Source organism: Alcanivorax sp. IL2 (assembly GCF_047495475.1).
Classification (GTDB): Bacteria; Pseudomonadota; Gammaproteobacteria; order Pseudomonadales; family Alcanivoracaceae; genus Alcanivorax.
In genome coordinates this window covers 1,434,748-1,449,834 of record NZ_CP179932.1, presented here as the reverse complement: position 1 = coordinate 1,449,834, position 15,087 = coordinate 1,434,748, and the positions used below count along the sequence as shown (strand labels likewise).

Here is a 15,087-nt window from a genome sequence, read left to right as displayed (position 1 = left end):
AGGGCCGGGACCATTTTCCGCCAGCCTGCGTTGCCGGTGATTGATGTAGAAGGACTACACTGCATCTGCGGCGCCACAACCTGACGAAAAAATGGTCTCCGGCGCAGCGGTGTGTAGATCGCAAACAGGCTCTTTAACCACTTTCAGCTTTGAGAATTATGGATATCCAGCAATACATGCAACGTCTTGGCGAACAGGCCCGTACGGCCTCTCGCGCCATGGCCCGGGCCAGTTCCGGTGACAAGGACAAGGCCCTGGCTGCCATCGCCGGCGCCCTGCGCAGCCACCGCAATGCGGTACTGCAAGCCAACCAGCAGGATCTGGATAAGGGACGCGAAAGCGGCCTGGATGCCGCCCTGCTTGATCGCCTTGAACTGACACCGGCTCGTTTTGACGCCATGGTGGAAGGCCTGGAACAGATCATTGCTCTGGCCGACCCAGTGGGTGTGATAACCGACCTGGCCTATCGCCCGTCGGGGATTCAGGTTGGCAAAATGCGTGTGCCGCTGGGTGTCATCGGCATTATTTACGAGTCACGCCCCAATGTGACCATTGATGCGGCAGCTCTGTGCCTGAAATCCGGGAATGCGGCCATCCTGCGTGGCGGCTCCGAAGCCATCAACGCCAACCAGGCCATCGCCGAGTGCATCCGTGTGGGCCTGCGCGAAGCCGGACTGCCGGATACTGCGGTACAGGTAGTGGAAACCACCGACCGGGCAGCGGTGGGCGAATTGATCACCCACCCCGAGTATGTGGACGTTATCGTACCGCGAGGCGGCAAGGGCCTGATCGAGCGCATCAGCAATGAGGCGCGGGTACCGGTGATCAAGCATCTGGATGGCAACTGCCACACCTATATTGATGACCAGGCGGATATTACCAAGGCCATCAACGTGGCCTACAACGCCAAAACCCAGCGCTACGGCACCTGCAATACCACCGAAACGCTGCTGGTGGCCAACGCCATCGCCCAGCAGGTACTGCCCGAACTGGCTGCCAAATACCGCGATGCCGGTGTGGAGCTACGCGGTTGCGAGAACGTTCGCAGCATTGTCGAGGGTATCCAGGAAGCCACCGAGGCCGACTGGGGCGAGGAATACCTGGCGCCGATTCTGGCGGTGAAGCTGGTCAAGGATCTGGACGAGGCGATTGATCATATCAACCGTTACAGCTCCGGCCACACCGAAGCCATCGTCACCGAAAACTACACCCGGGCGCGGCAGTTCCTCACCGAGGTGGATTCCAGCTCAGTGATGGTGAATGCCTCCACCCGTTTCGCAGACGGTTTCGAATACGGGCTGGGCGCGGAAATCGGTATCTCCACGGACAAGATCCACGCCCGTGGACCGGTGGGACTGGAAGGCCTGACCAGCCAGAAGTGGGTGGTGCTGGGCGACGGCCACATCCGCCAGTAGTGCGCGCCACTCACGACACCACACCGCTGGTGCTGTTCGGCGGCACCTTCGACCCCGTCCATCGGGCCCACATCAGTGCGGCCCGGTCGGTGTCCCGGGTGCTCGGCAATGCCCCCGTGCATTTGCTCCCCAACGCGGTGCCGCCGCATCGCCCGCAACCCCTGGCCGATGGTGAACAGCGTCTGGCCATGCTGGAGCTGGCCTGCGCGGACCACCCCTGCCTGATTCCCGACGACTGGGAACTGCAACAATCCGGCCCCAGTTACAGCCTGCTGACTCTGCAACACTACCGTGCGCAGATCGGTAATCGTCCGCTGGTTTTCATGATCGGCGCCGACAGCTTTGCCAGCCTGCATCACTGGCACCGCTGGCAGGACTATACAGGCCTGTGCCACCTGGCGGTGGTACCGCGCCCGGATAGCCCGCAGGCAACAGACACGGTGCTGGCCACCTTCCCGGAAACGCAACCCGAGCGCCTGATGCGTCACGCCAACGGTCTGCGCCTGATGCTGCATGGGCCGTTTCTGGATGTGTCCGCCACCGCCATTCGTCAGGCGCTGGCAGAAAAAGGCGATTGCCCGGCCCTGGAGCCGGCAGTTGTTGCCCATATTCACCGCCACCATCTGTATAATGTGGCGAAATCCTCTTCCCCCGAATCAGACACGAGGCCTCATGAGCGCTGACACCCCGCTACTGCAACTGGTTATTGACGCACTGGAAGAAGTCAAAGCCCAGAACATTACCCAACTGGACGTGCGTGAAATCACCAGTGTGGCCGACAACATGGTCATTGCCAGCGGCACCTCCAATCGCCACGTGAAAGCGTTGGCAGACAATGTATTGGAAACCGCAAAAGAAGCGGGTCACGAGCCTCTGGGCAGCGAAGGCCAGGACACCGGCGAGTGGATTCTGGTGGACCTGGGCGATGTCATCGTGCACCTGATGCTGCCCGCCACCCGCGAGTTCTATGACCTGGAGCGCCTGTGGCGCAATCCCCAGCATCACCCGGACCGTGAAAGCAAAGAGTAATGCGTCTTTTCCTGCTGGCGGTGGGCACCCGCATGCCCGCCTGGATCACCGAGGGCTTTGCCGAATACCAGAAACGCATGCCCCCGGACATGCGTCTGGAACTGGAAGAAATCCCCCTGCCGAAACGGAGCAAGGGGGATACCGCCAGCCAGGTTCGCAGCGAGGCTGACGCCATCCGCAAACGCCTGGAAAAGTACCCCGGCGCCAAAATCGTGGCACTGGAAGTTAACGGGCGAGCGCTGGACACCCCAGCACTCAGCCGTAAACTGGGCGAACTGAAAGATCTGGGTCAGGATCTGGTCCTGTTGGTAGGGGGGCCAGACGGCCTGTGCCCGCAATTGTCCGCCAGCGCCCACGAGCGCTGGAGCCTGTCGACCCTGACCCTGCCCCACCCGCTGGTGCGGGTGCTGTTGGCCGAACAGCTGTACCGGGGCTGGACGCTGCTCACCGGGCACCCCTATCATCGCTGACCTTCGCCCCCTGACACAGACGCCACCATGCGCCGACCGTTAACACTGAAAGACCACCACCACGAACAGCGTATCTTCAGCGTGCGCCTGGTCGTGGCTGTCTTTCTGGTGTTGCTGCTGACCCTGATTCTGATCAGCCGGATGATCTGGCTGCAGGTGATCCAGCACAGCCGCTATACCACCCTCAGTGATAACAACCGGGTACAGACCCTGGCGGTATCACCACCGCGGGGGCTGATCACCGACCGGGACGGCGTTATTCTGGCCGAAAACCGGCCCGACTTTTCCCTGGAGTTGATCATTGAGCAGGCCGGTGAGCTGGACCAGCTTATCGGCGAGCTGGGCAAATTGATCGAGCTGGACGAGGGCGATCTGGAACGCTTCCAGAAACGCCGCCTGACAGCGCGCCGTCCCTGGGAACCGGTGCCACTGCGCGGCCGTCTCAGCGAAGAGGAAATCGCCCGACTGGTCGTCAACCAGCATCGCCTTCCCGGCATCCGCATTTCCGCCGATCCGATCCGTCATTACCCCCATGGCATTTTGTTCTCCCACGTATTGGGCTATGTAAACCGGATCAACGCCCAGGATCTGGAGGCCATGACCCTGGACGAACAGCGCGACTACGCCGGCACCCACTTCTACGGTCGCTCCGGTATCGAGCGTTTCTACGAGGACCAGCTCCACGGCCAGGTGGGCTATCGCCAAGTGGAGACCAATGCCCGGGGGCGCATCTTGCGTGTCCTCGAAGAACAACCCCCGGTGCCGGGCGAAGACCTGCGCCTGCGCCTGTCCATGCGCGTACAAAAGGCGGCCTACGATGCGCTGGGCGATCGGCGTGGCGCCGTGGTGGCTATCGACCCACGCGATGGCAGCGTACTGGCCTTTGTCAGCCGTCCCGGTTTCGATCCCAATCTGTTCGTCACCGGCATTTCCTACAAGGATTACTCCGCCTACCAGAGCGACCCTGACAACCCGCTGTTTAACCGCGCCCTGCAGGGCCGTTACCCACCCGGCTCCACTATCAAGCCGATGCTGGGCATTGCCGGCCTGGATGCCGGCGTCACCAACTGGCAACGCACCATCTCGGACCCCGGCTATTACCAGTTGGAAAACGATCCGCACCGCTACCGGGACTGGAAACGCTGGGGCCATGGCCGCGTCGATCTGCACAAAGCGGTGGTTCAATCCTGCGACACCTACTTCTACGATATGGGTTTCAAGCTGGGCATTGCCCGCATGCATGAGTACATGAGTCAGTTTTCCCTGGGGGCACCGACCGGCATCGACCTGTATAACGAATCCAGCGGTATCATGCCCTCGAAGCAATGGAAGCGCGCCTATCGCAACCGGCCCTGGTTTCATGGCGATACCATTAACGCCAGCATCGGCCAGGGTTTCGTGCTCACCACACCGTTGCAGCTGGCCACCGCCACCGCCATTACCGCCAGCCATGGCAAGAAGGTGGTGCCGTCTATTGCCGGTGAAAAACAATCGGTGGAACGCACCGGCATCACACTGAATGATGAAAGCAACTGGGAAAAAATGACCGACGCCATGGTCGCCGTCACAGGCCCCAGAGGGACCGCCAGGGTAATGGCCGTAGACGCCCAATATGCCATTGCCGCCAAATCCGGCACCGCCCAGGTCTTCTCCGTAGGGCAGGACGAAACCTACAACGAGGACGAACTGGCCGAGCGAATGCTCGACCATGCCCTGATGGTCTCCTTCGGCCCTGCTGAACAGCCCGCCATCGCTGTGGGCGTATTGGTGGAAAACGGCCGCCACGGCGGCTCCACCGCCGGTCCCGTGGCCCGCCAGGTCATGGATGCCTGGCTGCTGAATGAAAACGGAGAGCTGGAGGTCCCGCCGGTGTTTGAAGAACACCCCGCACCTCCCGCCGAGGTCAGTCCATGAGTCAGCGCGAATACCTCCGTCAGATGCCAGGCCAGACCGGCGCCACCCTCTCCCCGGGGCTGGCCATGCGCCTGCACCTGGATGCGCCTCTGCTGGCCGGCCTGTTCGTGCTGATGCTGGGTGGGCTGGCGGTGCTGTACAGCGCCGGCGGCGAAAGCCTGGAAATGGTCATTCGCCAGTGCGTTCGTTTCAGCGCAGGGCTGACCGCTCTGTTCCTGCTGGCCCAGATTCCGCCGCGCAGTTACCGCTTCTGGGCTCCTTTCCTTTATTGCGGAGGGCTGGGCCTGCTGGTGCTGGTGTTGATTGCCGGCACCGAGGCCAAAGGCGCCCAGCGCTGGCTCAGTATTCCCGGCATCGGCCGTTTCCAGCCAGCAGAAGCCATGAAGCTGGCCGTACCCGCTATGGTGGCCTGGTATTTCAGTGAGCGCACCCTGCCCCCCAAACTGCTGGACGTGCTGGTTGCCCTGGCGCTACTCGGTGTACCGGCAGCACTGATCGGCATGCAACCGGATCTCGGCACCGCCATTTTGATTGCCGCCAGCGGACTGGTGGTGCTGTTCATGGCCGGGTTGTCCTGGCGACTGATTGCCGTGGCGGTACTTCTGGTAGTAACCGCCGCACCGCTGATGTATTTCTTTGTCATGCACGACTACCAGCGCAACCGGGTCGATACCTTCCTCAACCCGGAAGCAGACCCGCGCGGAACCGGCTGGAACATCATCCAGTCAAAAACCGCTATTGGCTCTGGTGGCGTGGATGGCAAGGGCTGGCTGGACGGTACCCAATCGCGTCTGGACTTCCTGCCGGAGTCCTCCACCGACTTTATCCTGGCAGTACTGAGCGAAGAATTCGGCCTGGTGGGTGTCAGCGTTCTGCTGATGATCTACCTGGTGATTGTCGGGCGAGGCTTCTTTATCAGTTGGCAGGCACAGGAGACCTTTTCACGCCTGCTTGCCTCCAGCCTGACGATGACATTTTTTATTTATATTTTTGTGAATATAGGCATGGTGTCCGGACTCTTGCCCGTGGTGGGGGTACCGTTACCCCTGATCAGCTATGGCGGCACCTCCATCGTTACCCTGCTGGCCAGCTTCGGCATGCTGATGTCGATCCACACCCATCGGCGGCTGATGAGTTACTAGCCGCGAGGAGCAAACCCTAAAAAAGATGGTTTTGCTCTTCGCTGCTTTCAACTGGCAACGCGTTTCTCGCCTTTTGCATTCAGCCGGGCACCAAACCGCTCTGACACGGTCTATGGGAATAATGAAAACAGGAGATCACCCTTTGCGTCGTTCCTACCAGGCCATTCTGGCCGCAGCACTGTCATTCACGTCCCTGCCAGCCCTGGCAGAGCACACCTGCCCGGAAAACAATGATTACCTGCAGCGAGATCTGGCCAAGACCATGATCCGCGAGCTGGTTTCCGAGGGTGGCGATGAAGCGCGCATCCGCCAGGTGCTGGGCAGCGCCCAGTGCCAGCCCAAGATCCTGGAATCCATCGCTCGCCCGGCAGAAAGAACCCATACCTGGGCCACCTATCAGAAAATCTTTCTGCAAGAGAGCCGCGTGCAAAAGGCGGTGGAATTTTCCCGCCAGCACGCAGACACCCTGGCCCGTGCAGAACAAACCTACGGCGTCCCCCGGGAAATTATTCTCGCCATCATCGGGGTGGAAACCCGCTACGGTCAGCACATGGGCACCTATCGTGTTGTCGACGCCCTGGCCACCCTGGGGTTTGACTATCCGCCCCGGGCCAGCTTCTTCCGCAAGCAGCTGAAAGCCCTGTTCGAACTGGAACAGCAGGCCCATATCGACGCCGACACCATTACCGGCTCCTATGCTGGCGCCATGGGTTACGGACAGTTCATTCCCACCAGCTACCAGGCCTATGCGGTAGATTTCGACAATGACGGGATCACCGATCTGGTCAACAACCCGGTGGATGCTATCGGCTCGGTGGCCAACTATTTCCATGAGCATCGCTGGCAGCCGGGTCACCCCGTGGCCGCCCGCGCCCGGGTGGAAGGGAACGGTTATCAGCCACTGGCGAAAAAAGGCTACAAGCCCTCCTTCAATCTGGACCGCGCTGGCCAGGCGGGTGTGACGGCAATCAGCTGTCAGGGCAGTGGCGTGATCAGCGAATACTGTTTTGATCTGCCAGGAGACACCCGCGTCGCCCTGTTGGACCTGGAGGGCCTGCAGGGCACCGAGTTCTGGCTGGCCACTGATAATTTCTATGTGATTACCCGCTATAACCACAGTCGCCTGTATGCCATGGCCGTGCTACAACTGTCCCGAGACATCGCGGCAGCCCTGGAGAGCCCACAATGATGCGACTGGCTTGTGCCGTAGCCACCTGCGCCCTGCTGGGCGCCTGCGCCACCAGCCCCGGGCCATCCTCGTCCGGAGGCCCGGTTAATAACGGTGCGCCGGGCTCGGACCGTTACAGCATGGCCCAGGACACCCCGCCCGAAGAACGGCGCGACATCTCGCAACTGCCGGAACCGGTACCCAGGGACGAGCCACGCAGCCGTTACGGCAACCCGGACACCTACAGTGTCTGGGGCAAGACCTATCGGGTACTGCCCAGCGCCGAGGGGTACCACGCGGAAGGTCTGGCCTCCTGGTATGGACAAAAATTCCATGGACACCGCACCTCCAGCGGGGAATCTTTCGACATGTACCGGTTCACCGCCGCCCATCGCAGCCTGCCGCTACCCACCTATGCCCGCGTCACAAACCTGGATAACGGCAAAAGCCTGGTGGTCCGGATCAACGATCGAGGCCCCTTCCATGAAGATCGCATCATCGATCTGTCCTGGGCGGCGGCCGTGCGGCTGGGCATAGAAGACGCCGGCACCGGCCGAGTCAGGGTGGAGACCATCAGTGCCACACCGGCCCCCAACACACCCTCCAGCAAGGTTCCCACCGCGGTCCGCGCCGCCGTGGACAGCCCGCCTCCGAACGCCGCCAGTACTACCCGGCTATTTCTGCAAGCGGGGGCCTTTCAGGACCGTGCTGCCGCCGAGCGGATGCAGCAGACCCTGCTTGAACAGTTGGGGCTAGGCAGTGAAATTCGCTCAATCAACGAGCTACACCGGGTCTGGATCGGCCCCTATGCAGACGATCAGCAGCGCCAACAGGTGCGCCAGAGCATGGCCGACGCCGGTTTTGAGCGGCCCGTGCCGGTCACGCCCTGATCGGTTTACGCAAACTAAGCCGTTCCTCCGGTTAACAGCTCGGTTGCGCTCCTCTAGAATGCAGCCATCCCGTGATGTCAGGGGACTTTTTGCCCTTATCTCTGTCTAAGACGCTCAGGGCTTCCCCCCGACTCACAAATCCCTGAATTTTCAGGCCGACAAGGACACAACAGGCAGGAAATCCATGCGCCCCCAGTCGTTTCGCTCCACCTTCTTTATCGTATTTGCCCTCATCGGCACCCTGATTTCCGTGCAGGCTCAGGCAAACACCGTGCCTCGCGCACCGCAGATTGATGCCCGTGGCTATCTGCTGATGGATGCCGCCAGTGGCAACATCATCGTCGAGCACAATGCCGACCAGCGCCTGCCCCCGGCCAGTCTGACCAAGATGATGACCGCCTATATTGCCGAAGCAGAACTGCAGAAAGGCAACATTTCCGAACAGGATATGGCGCCCATCAGCGTGCAGGCCTGGAAAATGGGCGGCTCCCGGATGTTTGTCCGCGAAGGCACCCGGGTGTCCGTAGGCGAGCTGCTGCGCGGCATCATTATCCAGTCCGGCAACGATGCCAGCGTGGCCATGGCGGAGTTCATCGCCGGCTCAGAGGATGCCTTCGCCGATCTGATGAACCAGCACGCCCGTCGCCTGGGTATGAATGACAGCCACTTCGTCAATTCCACCGGCTGGCCCGCCGAGAACCATTACACCACCGCCCGCGACATGGCCCTTCTGGCTCGCGCCATTACTCGCGACTTTCCCGAACACTACGACATCTACGCGGAAAAGGAATATACCTACAACGGGATCACCCAGCAGAACCGTAACCTGCTGCTATGGCGTGACCCCAGTGTGGACGGCCTGAAAACCGGCCATACCGAGGAAGCCGGTTATTGCCTGGTGTCTTCCGCCAAGAAAGACGGCATGCGTCTGATTACCGTGGTCATGGGCACCGACTCCGAATCCGCCCGCGCACGGGAATCCCAGAAACTGCTCACCTACGGTTTCCGCTTCTTTGAGACCTACAAGGCCTACAGTGCCGGAGACATCCTCGACACCGTGGATGTCTGGATGGGCGAGAGCAAACAGCTGCGCCTGGGCCTGGCCGAAGACCTGGTTCTGACCATTCCCCGTGACAGCCATGAAAGTCTGAAAGCGGAAATCACCGTGAACCCGCAACTGAAAGCCCCCATCGCGCAAGGTCAGCAGTACGGCACCGTGACGGTACGCCAGAACAATGATGTACTGATGGAGAAGCCGCTGGTGGCCCTGGAGAACATCGAAGAAGCCGGCATCTTTACCAAGCTCTGGCATCATGTTCTGCTGTTCTTCAAGGGGTTGTTTTAAGCACGCCTGACGCTCGACGCCTGACACCCCGCTGGCGGCGCCGGGTGTCAGACTCGTCAAAGGAAACGACATGTCCCAGGTCTATCTCAATGGCGCTTTCATGGCGCTGGAAGAGGCACGGATCTCCCCAATGGATCGGGGCTTTTTGTTTGCGGACGGCATTTACGAAGTGGTTCCGGCCTACAACAGCGTACTGTTCCGTTTTGACGAACACCTGGAACGCCTGGAACGCTCCTTGCGGGAAGTGGAAATCAGTAATCCCCATGACCGCCAGCAGTGGCAGGTTCTGTGCGAGGAACTGATTGCACGCAATGGCGGCGGCAACCTGTCTGTGTATCTACAGATCACTCGGGGCGCCGCCACAAAACGCGATCATGCCTTTCCCGAGCCGCCTGTTGCCCCCACCGTTTTCATGATGACCAGTCCCATTGCCGTGCCCGCCGCCGACAGCCCGGACACCGCCAGCGGGGGCAAGGCAATCACCCGGGATGACACCCGTTGGGCCCGCTGTGACATCAAATCCATCTCGCTGTTGCCCAACAGCCTGCTGCGTCAACAGGCCGTGTCGGCCGGCGCCATGGAAGCCATTCTGCTGCACGATGGTTTCGTCACCGAAGGCTCCGCCAGCAATGTCTTCATCGTGCACGACGGTGTGATCGTTACCCCACCAAAAAATCATGCCATTCTGGGCGGCATCACCCGCGACCTGATAGTAGAATTGTGCGGACAACATGCCCTGCCCTTCGCGGAAAGGGAAATCACCGAGGCAGAACTGCGTCAGGCGGATGAGATCTGGATTACCAGCTCCACCCGGGAAGTCGTACCGATCACACAACTGAACGAGGCGGCGGTTGGCGATGGCAAGCCTGGCGCCATGTGGAAAACAGTGGCCCGCCACTATGTGGATTTCAAACGCCGCCTGTGCGGCCTGGAGCAGGAGTAACCAATGGCGATTCAGGAACACCTCTGGGAATTTCCCCACGACATGCAGCTCAAGGTCATGGGCCTGACGGACTCACCGCTGGAAACCGCAGTGATCGAGATTCTCGAAATGCATCTGGAGGATTTTGACGCCGACAAACATCTGGCGAGCAAACCCAGCAGTAAAGGCAACTTTGTCTCGATCACCGCCCAGGTGACCATGCGCAACCGCGAACAGGTGGAAGCGATTTATAAAGCGCTCAATGAGTGCCCCCATGTGAAGATGAGCCTCTGATTCCGGCAAACGATAGCCATTCCTGAAAGAGCGGGTGCAAGCCATGACGGCGTTACCTGTCACCCGCTACTCGCTTCTCGCTCCTTTTTACCTGTGACTGGCCATCGTCCTCATTACACAAATTAACCCTCGGTCACAGCCCGACACGCAAGCCTCACCAAGCCACCATTGGTTTGGCACCTGCGTGCCCGTATCGTGATTCTTATAAGAAGAACGTAACGGGATCACAAAAATGAAAATGCTGACCTTGCTGTGCTTGTGCAGTTGCTTGCTTATTCTGGTCGCAGCTGATCTACCGAGCCACACCTCCCAGGTTGTCCATACCTCCACCATGCCCAATTCTGCGGACATTATTCCGACCATGCCGCGCAGCCCGCACATCCAGCAAAGCGTGCATGGCACCCCCGTTCATTTCGACGCCTTTGAAACCATCAAACTCCGCGAGCAGGACCAGGACGGTATCGAGTTCGGCATCAGTGTTCAGGAACTGAATCTGCATCTGGTAAACCAGAGGACAGGGAATCGCCTGATATAGGCTAGTTATTCTGGTTCGATCGTTGTTACCCCGTAAGGGGTCTGCCTTAAGCCCGGCTTTGCCGGGCTTTTTTTATGTTAGCTTCAAGCGACAAGCGTCAAGCTGCAACGCGAAGAAGCTCCTGTGCCTCATGAATTCCCACAGGACACCGCACTGCCAGCATGAAAGCCATCTGTAGGAGTTCCTCTTGAGGGACGAACCGAGCGCAGCGAGGCAAGAGAGACACGGGTTACTCCATTCTTTTCTGAAACCTGCCGAGCTCTGAAATTCCTGATCGCCCTCCGGTCGATTTCCGCGCAAGCGCGGTTCGCACCTCAAGAGGTGTTATTCGCTGCGCTCACCCTTCGGGCCGCACGGAACTACGTGCGTTACTCCGCTACGCTCCGTTCCTACAGCGGCTTCGCAGAAATGCCGAGGTTCAGGCCTTTCCCTATCCAACAAGCGTAGCTTGTAGCTTGTAGCTGCCTTTATACTTCCCCCATGAACGACGCCTTGATTCGCTATTTCCCCCGGGTGGATTACACACCCTGCTGGCAGGCCATGCGCACGCTGACCGATGGCCGTACCGTCGACACTGCCGACGAGCTCTGGGTGCTCGAACATCCCCCCGTGTTCACCCTGGGTCAGGCCGGCAAGCCGGAACATGTGCTCAATGCCGGGGATATCCCGGTGGTCAACAGCGACCGGGGCGGACAGGTGACCTACCACGGCCCCGGGCAGACGGTGGTCTACCTGATGCTGGACATCAAACGCCTGGGGCTCGGTAGTCGGGGGCTGGTCAGCGCCATCGAACAGGGCATCATCGATTTTCTTGCCAGCCACGGCATCAACGCCGCGAACCGGGACGATGCTCCCGGTGTCTACGTCAACGGTGCCAAGATCGCCTCTCTGGGGCTGCGCATCCGCCGGGGAGCCAGCTACCATGGCCTGGCCATCAACCGGGACATGGATCTGTCACCCTGGCAGCGCATCAACCCCTGCGGCCATGTGGGCCAACCCATGACCACCCTCAGCGAGCAGGGCGTGGTGCTGGATCGCCACACCATGGAGCAGCAACTGGTGACGTTATTAGCCAAACGTCTGGGCCTGATGCCACGGACAGCGCCCGCGCCCGACTGGTACAATGACATTTCCGAATTTCCGCCGGCCCAACACAGCCCGGCACCCTGACAGTAACGGACACCCCATGAGCGAGCAGGCACAGGCCAAGCGCAAGGTTCAGATCGGCGACAAGCTGCGTGGCGCGGACAAGGTACGCACCATTCCCATGGTCAATGATGAGACCGGCTACCAGCGTAAACCGGACTGGATTCGCGTACGCGTTCCCGCCAACGGCGAAATCCAGCGCATCAAGTCGATGCTGCGCGAACAGAAGCTGCATACGGTCTGCGAGGAAGCCGCCTGTCCCAACCTGCCAGAGTGTTTCGGTGGCGGCACCGCCACCTTCATGATCATGGGTGACATCTGTACCCGTCGTTGCGCTTTCTGTGATGTGGGCTTCGGCCGCCCCAACACGCTGGACCCGGAAGAGCCGCTGCATCTGGCAGAATCCGTGGACAACCTTGGCCTCAAGTATGTGGTGATTACCTCCGTGGACCGGGACGACCTGGCCGACGGTGGCGCCGAGCACTTTGCCGAATGCATTCGCCAGGTTCGCGCCCGCACCCCGCAGACCAAGATCGAAATCCTCACCCCGGATTTCCGTCCCTGCCTGGATACTGCCGTGGATATTCTGGTGGAGACTGCCCCGGACGTGTTCAACCACAACATCGAGACCGTTCCGGAGTTGTACAAACACATCCGCCCCGGCGCCCGCTACCAGCATTCGCTGGACCTGCTGCAGCGCTACAAGGCACGGCGCCCGGACGTGAGTACCAAAAGCGGCATCATGGTGGGCCTGGGCGAGACCTACGAGCAGGTCATCAACACCATCAAGGACCTGCGCGCCCACGATGTGGACATGCTGACCATCGGCCAGTACCTGCAGCCCAGCAAACACCATGCTCCGGTGGACCGTTTCGTCCACCCGGACGAATTCCGCGACTATGCCCGTGTCGCCAACGAGCTGGGTTTTCGCTCCGTAGCCTCCGGCCCCATGGTGCGCAGCTCCTACCATGCGGACCTGCAACACAAGGGTATTGATGTCGGCATGCATAAGCCCGGCTGATCCCTCACCATCACGAGTACGCAACAGGCGATGAAATTTACATTTCATCGCTGCTCTCCCCACTGACCCGGCCACGGCTTTGGTTTAGTCTAGACGCAATTATTTTTCGTATTGTTCTACTTTCTGCCACTGCGTGGCCAGGTCCGCTAATGTCTCACCCAGTTGCCTCCAGGGCGCGCTTTCTCCAGTTCTTCCCCGCTCTGTCATGCCTCATCCTGCTGGGTGCCGTGGCCGTCACGCCGCTCCATGCCGGTGCGCCCACGCCCTTGCTGGCGCCGGTACTGGAGGCCGCCAGAAACCTGAAACTGGCCGACGAGCATCTGGCAGTCACCGCCATCCCCCTGAACGGCCCTGGGGAAGCCCGCTTCCTGAATGCGGATATGCCTTTCAATCCCGGCTCGATCATGAAGGTAGTGACCACCTATGCGGCGCTGGAACTGCTCGGCCCCACCTACCAGTGGCATACCCGCCTGTACACTGATGGCAAGATCAGTGGCAGCACCTTGCACGGCAATCTTTACTTTGTTGGCAGTGGCGACCCGAAACTGACTGAAGAGCGACTCTGGCTGCTGATGCGCGAGTTGCGCGCCATGGGCATTGCCCACATCCAGGGGGACTTGGTGCTGGATGCCAGCGCCTTCAATTTACCTAACGGCATCCCCGATTTCGACGACGACGGCGACAACCCCAACGCGCCATTTCTGGTGGAGCCCCATGCCCTGCTCACTAACCTGAACGTACTGCGTATCCGATCCCGGGCCGATGAGCGTGGCATTCATACCTGGACCGAACCCTCCCTCAACGGTGTGGACATCGATAACCGTATGGTCTTCAAGGACTATGGTCACTGCCCGCGCCGCTACCAGTTTGACTACCAACCGACGATTACCGATAGCGGCCATACCCGCATCACGCTCACCGGCGTTCTGCCCAAGGGCTGCTCCACCAGCAGCTACCTGTCTGTCATGGATCAGGGCGACTACACCGGCGCCCTGCTCACCAGCCTGTGGCAGCAGCTGGGTGGCACTCTCACCGGTCAGATCCGCCAGGGCCTGCGCCCCCGCGACACCAGCACAGAACTGCTGGCCACCACGTCCTCACGGGACCTGGTGACCATGGTTCGCGACATCAACAAGTGGAGCAATAACGTGATGGTGCGTCAGTTGTTCCTCAGCCTGGGCGCCAAACACCGCCAACCCGGCGACCGGGATGATCTGGCCGCAGCGGAAAGAACCATCCGGGAGTGGCTGGAAACCAAGGGGATCAACAGCCAGGGTATCGTTTTCGAAAACGGTTCCGGCCTTTCCCGGATAGAACGCATTTCCGCACGTCAGATGGCCAGCCTGTTGCAGCAAGCCTGGGAAAGCCGCTTTGCCGCCGAGCTGATTGCATCCCTGCCGCTGGTGGCTATGGATGGCACCATGCGCCGCCGGCTTGGCAAGGCGGGCATGGCCGGCATGGGCCATATAAAAACCGGATCGCTCAGGGATGTTCGCTCCATTGCCGGCTTCACCCGTGACGAAAACAACACCACCTGGGCTGTGGTAGCCATGGTCAACCACAGTCAGGCCTGGCGTACGGAAACCATTCTCGACTCGGTGATCGAACAGGTGCATCTGGCAGCACGCCCACCCAGTATCGATACAGCCGGGCATTAAAATATCCCCCTATAATCTGTCCAGGGTGCAATGAACACGAAACCGCACCCTGCGCACGTTTTCAGCCAGACGCTCGGGCTACGGCACCAAACGCTCCTTTCTTTCCAAGTCTGCTATGCTGCCCGGCAACATCGTATT

Annotated in this window: 15 protein-coding genes; all 15 read left to right on the top strand. The window is 60.3% G+C overall.

The window, feature by feature from the left end:
* Positions 1-158: 158 nt before the first annotated feature.
* The 15 genes from ACMG4N_RS06810 to dacB all read left to right on the top strand — a co-directional run bounded on the left by ACMG4N_RS06810 (position 159) and on the right by dacB (position 14,949).
* Positions 159-1,415, top strand: coding sequence for a glutamate-5-semialdehyde dehydrogenase (locus ACMG4N_RS06810; protein ID WP_297770421.1), 1,257 nt, complete (start codon positions 159-161; stop codon positions 1,413-1,415).
* Positions 1,415-2,098, top strand: coding sequence for a nicotinate-nucleotide adenylyltransferase (gene nadD, locus ACMG4N_RS06805; protein WP_414433128.1), 684 nt, complete (start codon positions 1,415-1,417; stop codon positions 2,096-2,098). The genes ACMG4N_RS06810 and nadD overlap by 1 nt, the downstream gene beginning before the upstream one ends.
* Entirely contained in the window at positions 2,088-2,444 is a 357-nt protein-coding gene (gene rsfS, locus ACMG4N_RS06800) for a ribosome silencing factor (protein ID WP_035250109.1), read from the top strand. The genes nadD and rsfS overlap by 11 nt, the downstream gene beginning before the upstream one ends.
* Positions 2,444-2,914 (top strand): 23S rRNA (pseudouridine(1915)-N(3))-methyltransferase RlmH, encoded by a 471-nt coding sequence (rlmH, locus tag ACMG4N_RS06795; RefSeq protein WP_297770418.1) that lies wholly within the window; start codon positions 2,444-2,446, stop codon positions 2,912-2,914. Before rsfS ends, rlmH begins: the two co-directional genes overlap by 1 nt.
* A 27-nt stretch (positions 2,915-2,941) precedes the next feature.
* Entirely contained in the window at positions 2,942-4,828 is a 1,887-nt protein-coding gene (gene mrdA / locus ACMG4N_RS06790; RefSeq protein WP_414433127.1) for a penicillin-binding protein 2, read from the top strand.
* The gene (rodA, locus tag ACMG4N_RS06785; protein WP_297770413.1) at positions 4,825-5,970 is read left to right on the top strand and encodes a rod shape-determining protein RodA; all 1,146 of its coding nucleotides are present in this window, start codon (positions 4,825-4,827) and stop codon (positions 5,968-5,970) included. The genes mrdA and rodA overlap by 4 nt, the downstream gene beginning before the upstream one ends.
* Before the next feature lie 142 nt (positions 5,971-6,112).
* Positions 6,113-7,159, top strand: a complete 1,047-nt coding sequence (gene mltB, locus ACMG4N_RS06780) for a lytic murein transglycosylase B (RefSeq protein WP_297770411.1) — start codon at positions 6,113-6,115, stop codon at positions 7,157-7,159.
* Complete coding sequence (locus ACMG4N_RS06775) at positions 7,156-8,028, top strand: septal ring lytic transglycosylase RlpA family protein (RefSeq protein WP_297770408.1); 873 nt, start codon at positions 7,156-7,158, stop codon at positions 8,026-8,028. Before mltB ends, ACMG4N_RS06775 begins: the two co-directional genes overlap by 4 nt.
* Positions 8,029-8,212: 184 nt before the next feature.
* Positions 8,213-9,373, top strand: a complete 1,161-nt coding sequence (locus ACMG4N_RS06770) for a D-alanyl-D-alanine carboxypeptidase family protein (protein ID WP_297770406.1) — start codon at positions 8,213-8,215, stop codon at positions 9,371-9,373.
* 70 nt (positions 9,374-9,443) lie between these two features.
* Positions 9,444-10,316 (top strand): D-amino acid aminotransferase, encoded by an 873-nt coding sequence (locus tag ACMG4N_RS06765; RefSeq protein ID WP_297770403.1) that lies wholly within the window; start codon positions 9,444-9,446, stop codon positions 10,314-10,316.
* A 3-nt stretch (positions 10,317-10,319) separates the two neighbouring features.
* A complete protein-coding gene (locus tag ACMG4N_RS06760; RefSeq protein ID WP_297770400.1) occupies positions 10,320-10,589 on the top strand; it encodes a YbeD family protein in 270 nt (89 codons plus the stop codon).
* Between the two features lie 232 nt (positions 10,590-10,821).
* The gene (locus tag ACMG4N_RS06755) at positions 10,822-11,124 is read left to right on the top strand and encodes a hypothetical protein (protein WP_297770397.1); all 303 of its coding nucleotides are present in this window, start codon (positions 10,822-10,824) and stop codon (positions 11,122-11,124) included.
* A gap of 480 nt (positions 11,125-11,604) precedes the next feature.
* Positions 11,605-12,294, top strand: coding sequence for a lipoyl(octanoyl) transferase LipB (lipB, locus tag ACMG4N_RS06750; protein ID WP_297770393.1), 690 nt, complete (start codon positions 11,605-11,607; stop codon positions 12,292-12,294).
* Positions 12,295-12,310: 16 nt separating this feature from the next.
* Positions 12,311-13,291, top strand: coding sequence for a lipoyl synthase (gene lipA, locus ACMG4N_RS06745; protein ID WP_297770390.1), 981 nt, complete (start codon positions 12,311-12,313; stop codon positions 13,289-13,291).
* A gap of 149 nt (positions 13,292-13,440) precedes the next feature.
* On the top strand, positions 13,441-14,949 hold the full coding sequence (dacB, locus tag ACMG4N_RS06740) for a D-alanyl-D-alanine carboxypeptidase/D-alanyl-D-alanine-endopeptidase (protein WP_297770387.1): 1,509 nt from the start codon (positions 13,441-13,443) through the stop codon (positions 14,947-14,949).
* Positions 14,950-15,087: the final 138 nt, after the last annotated feature.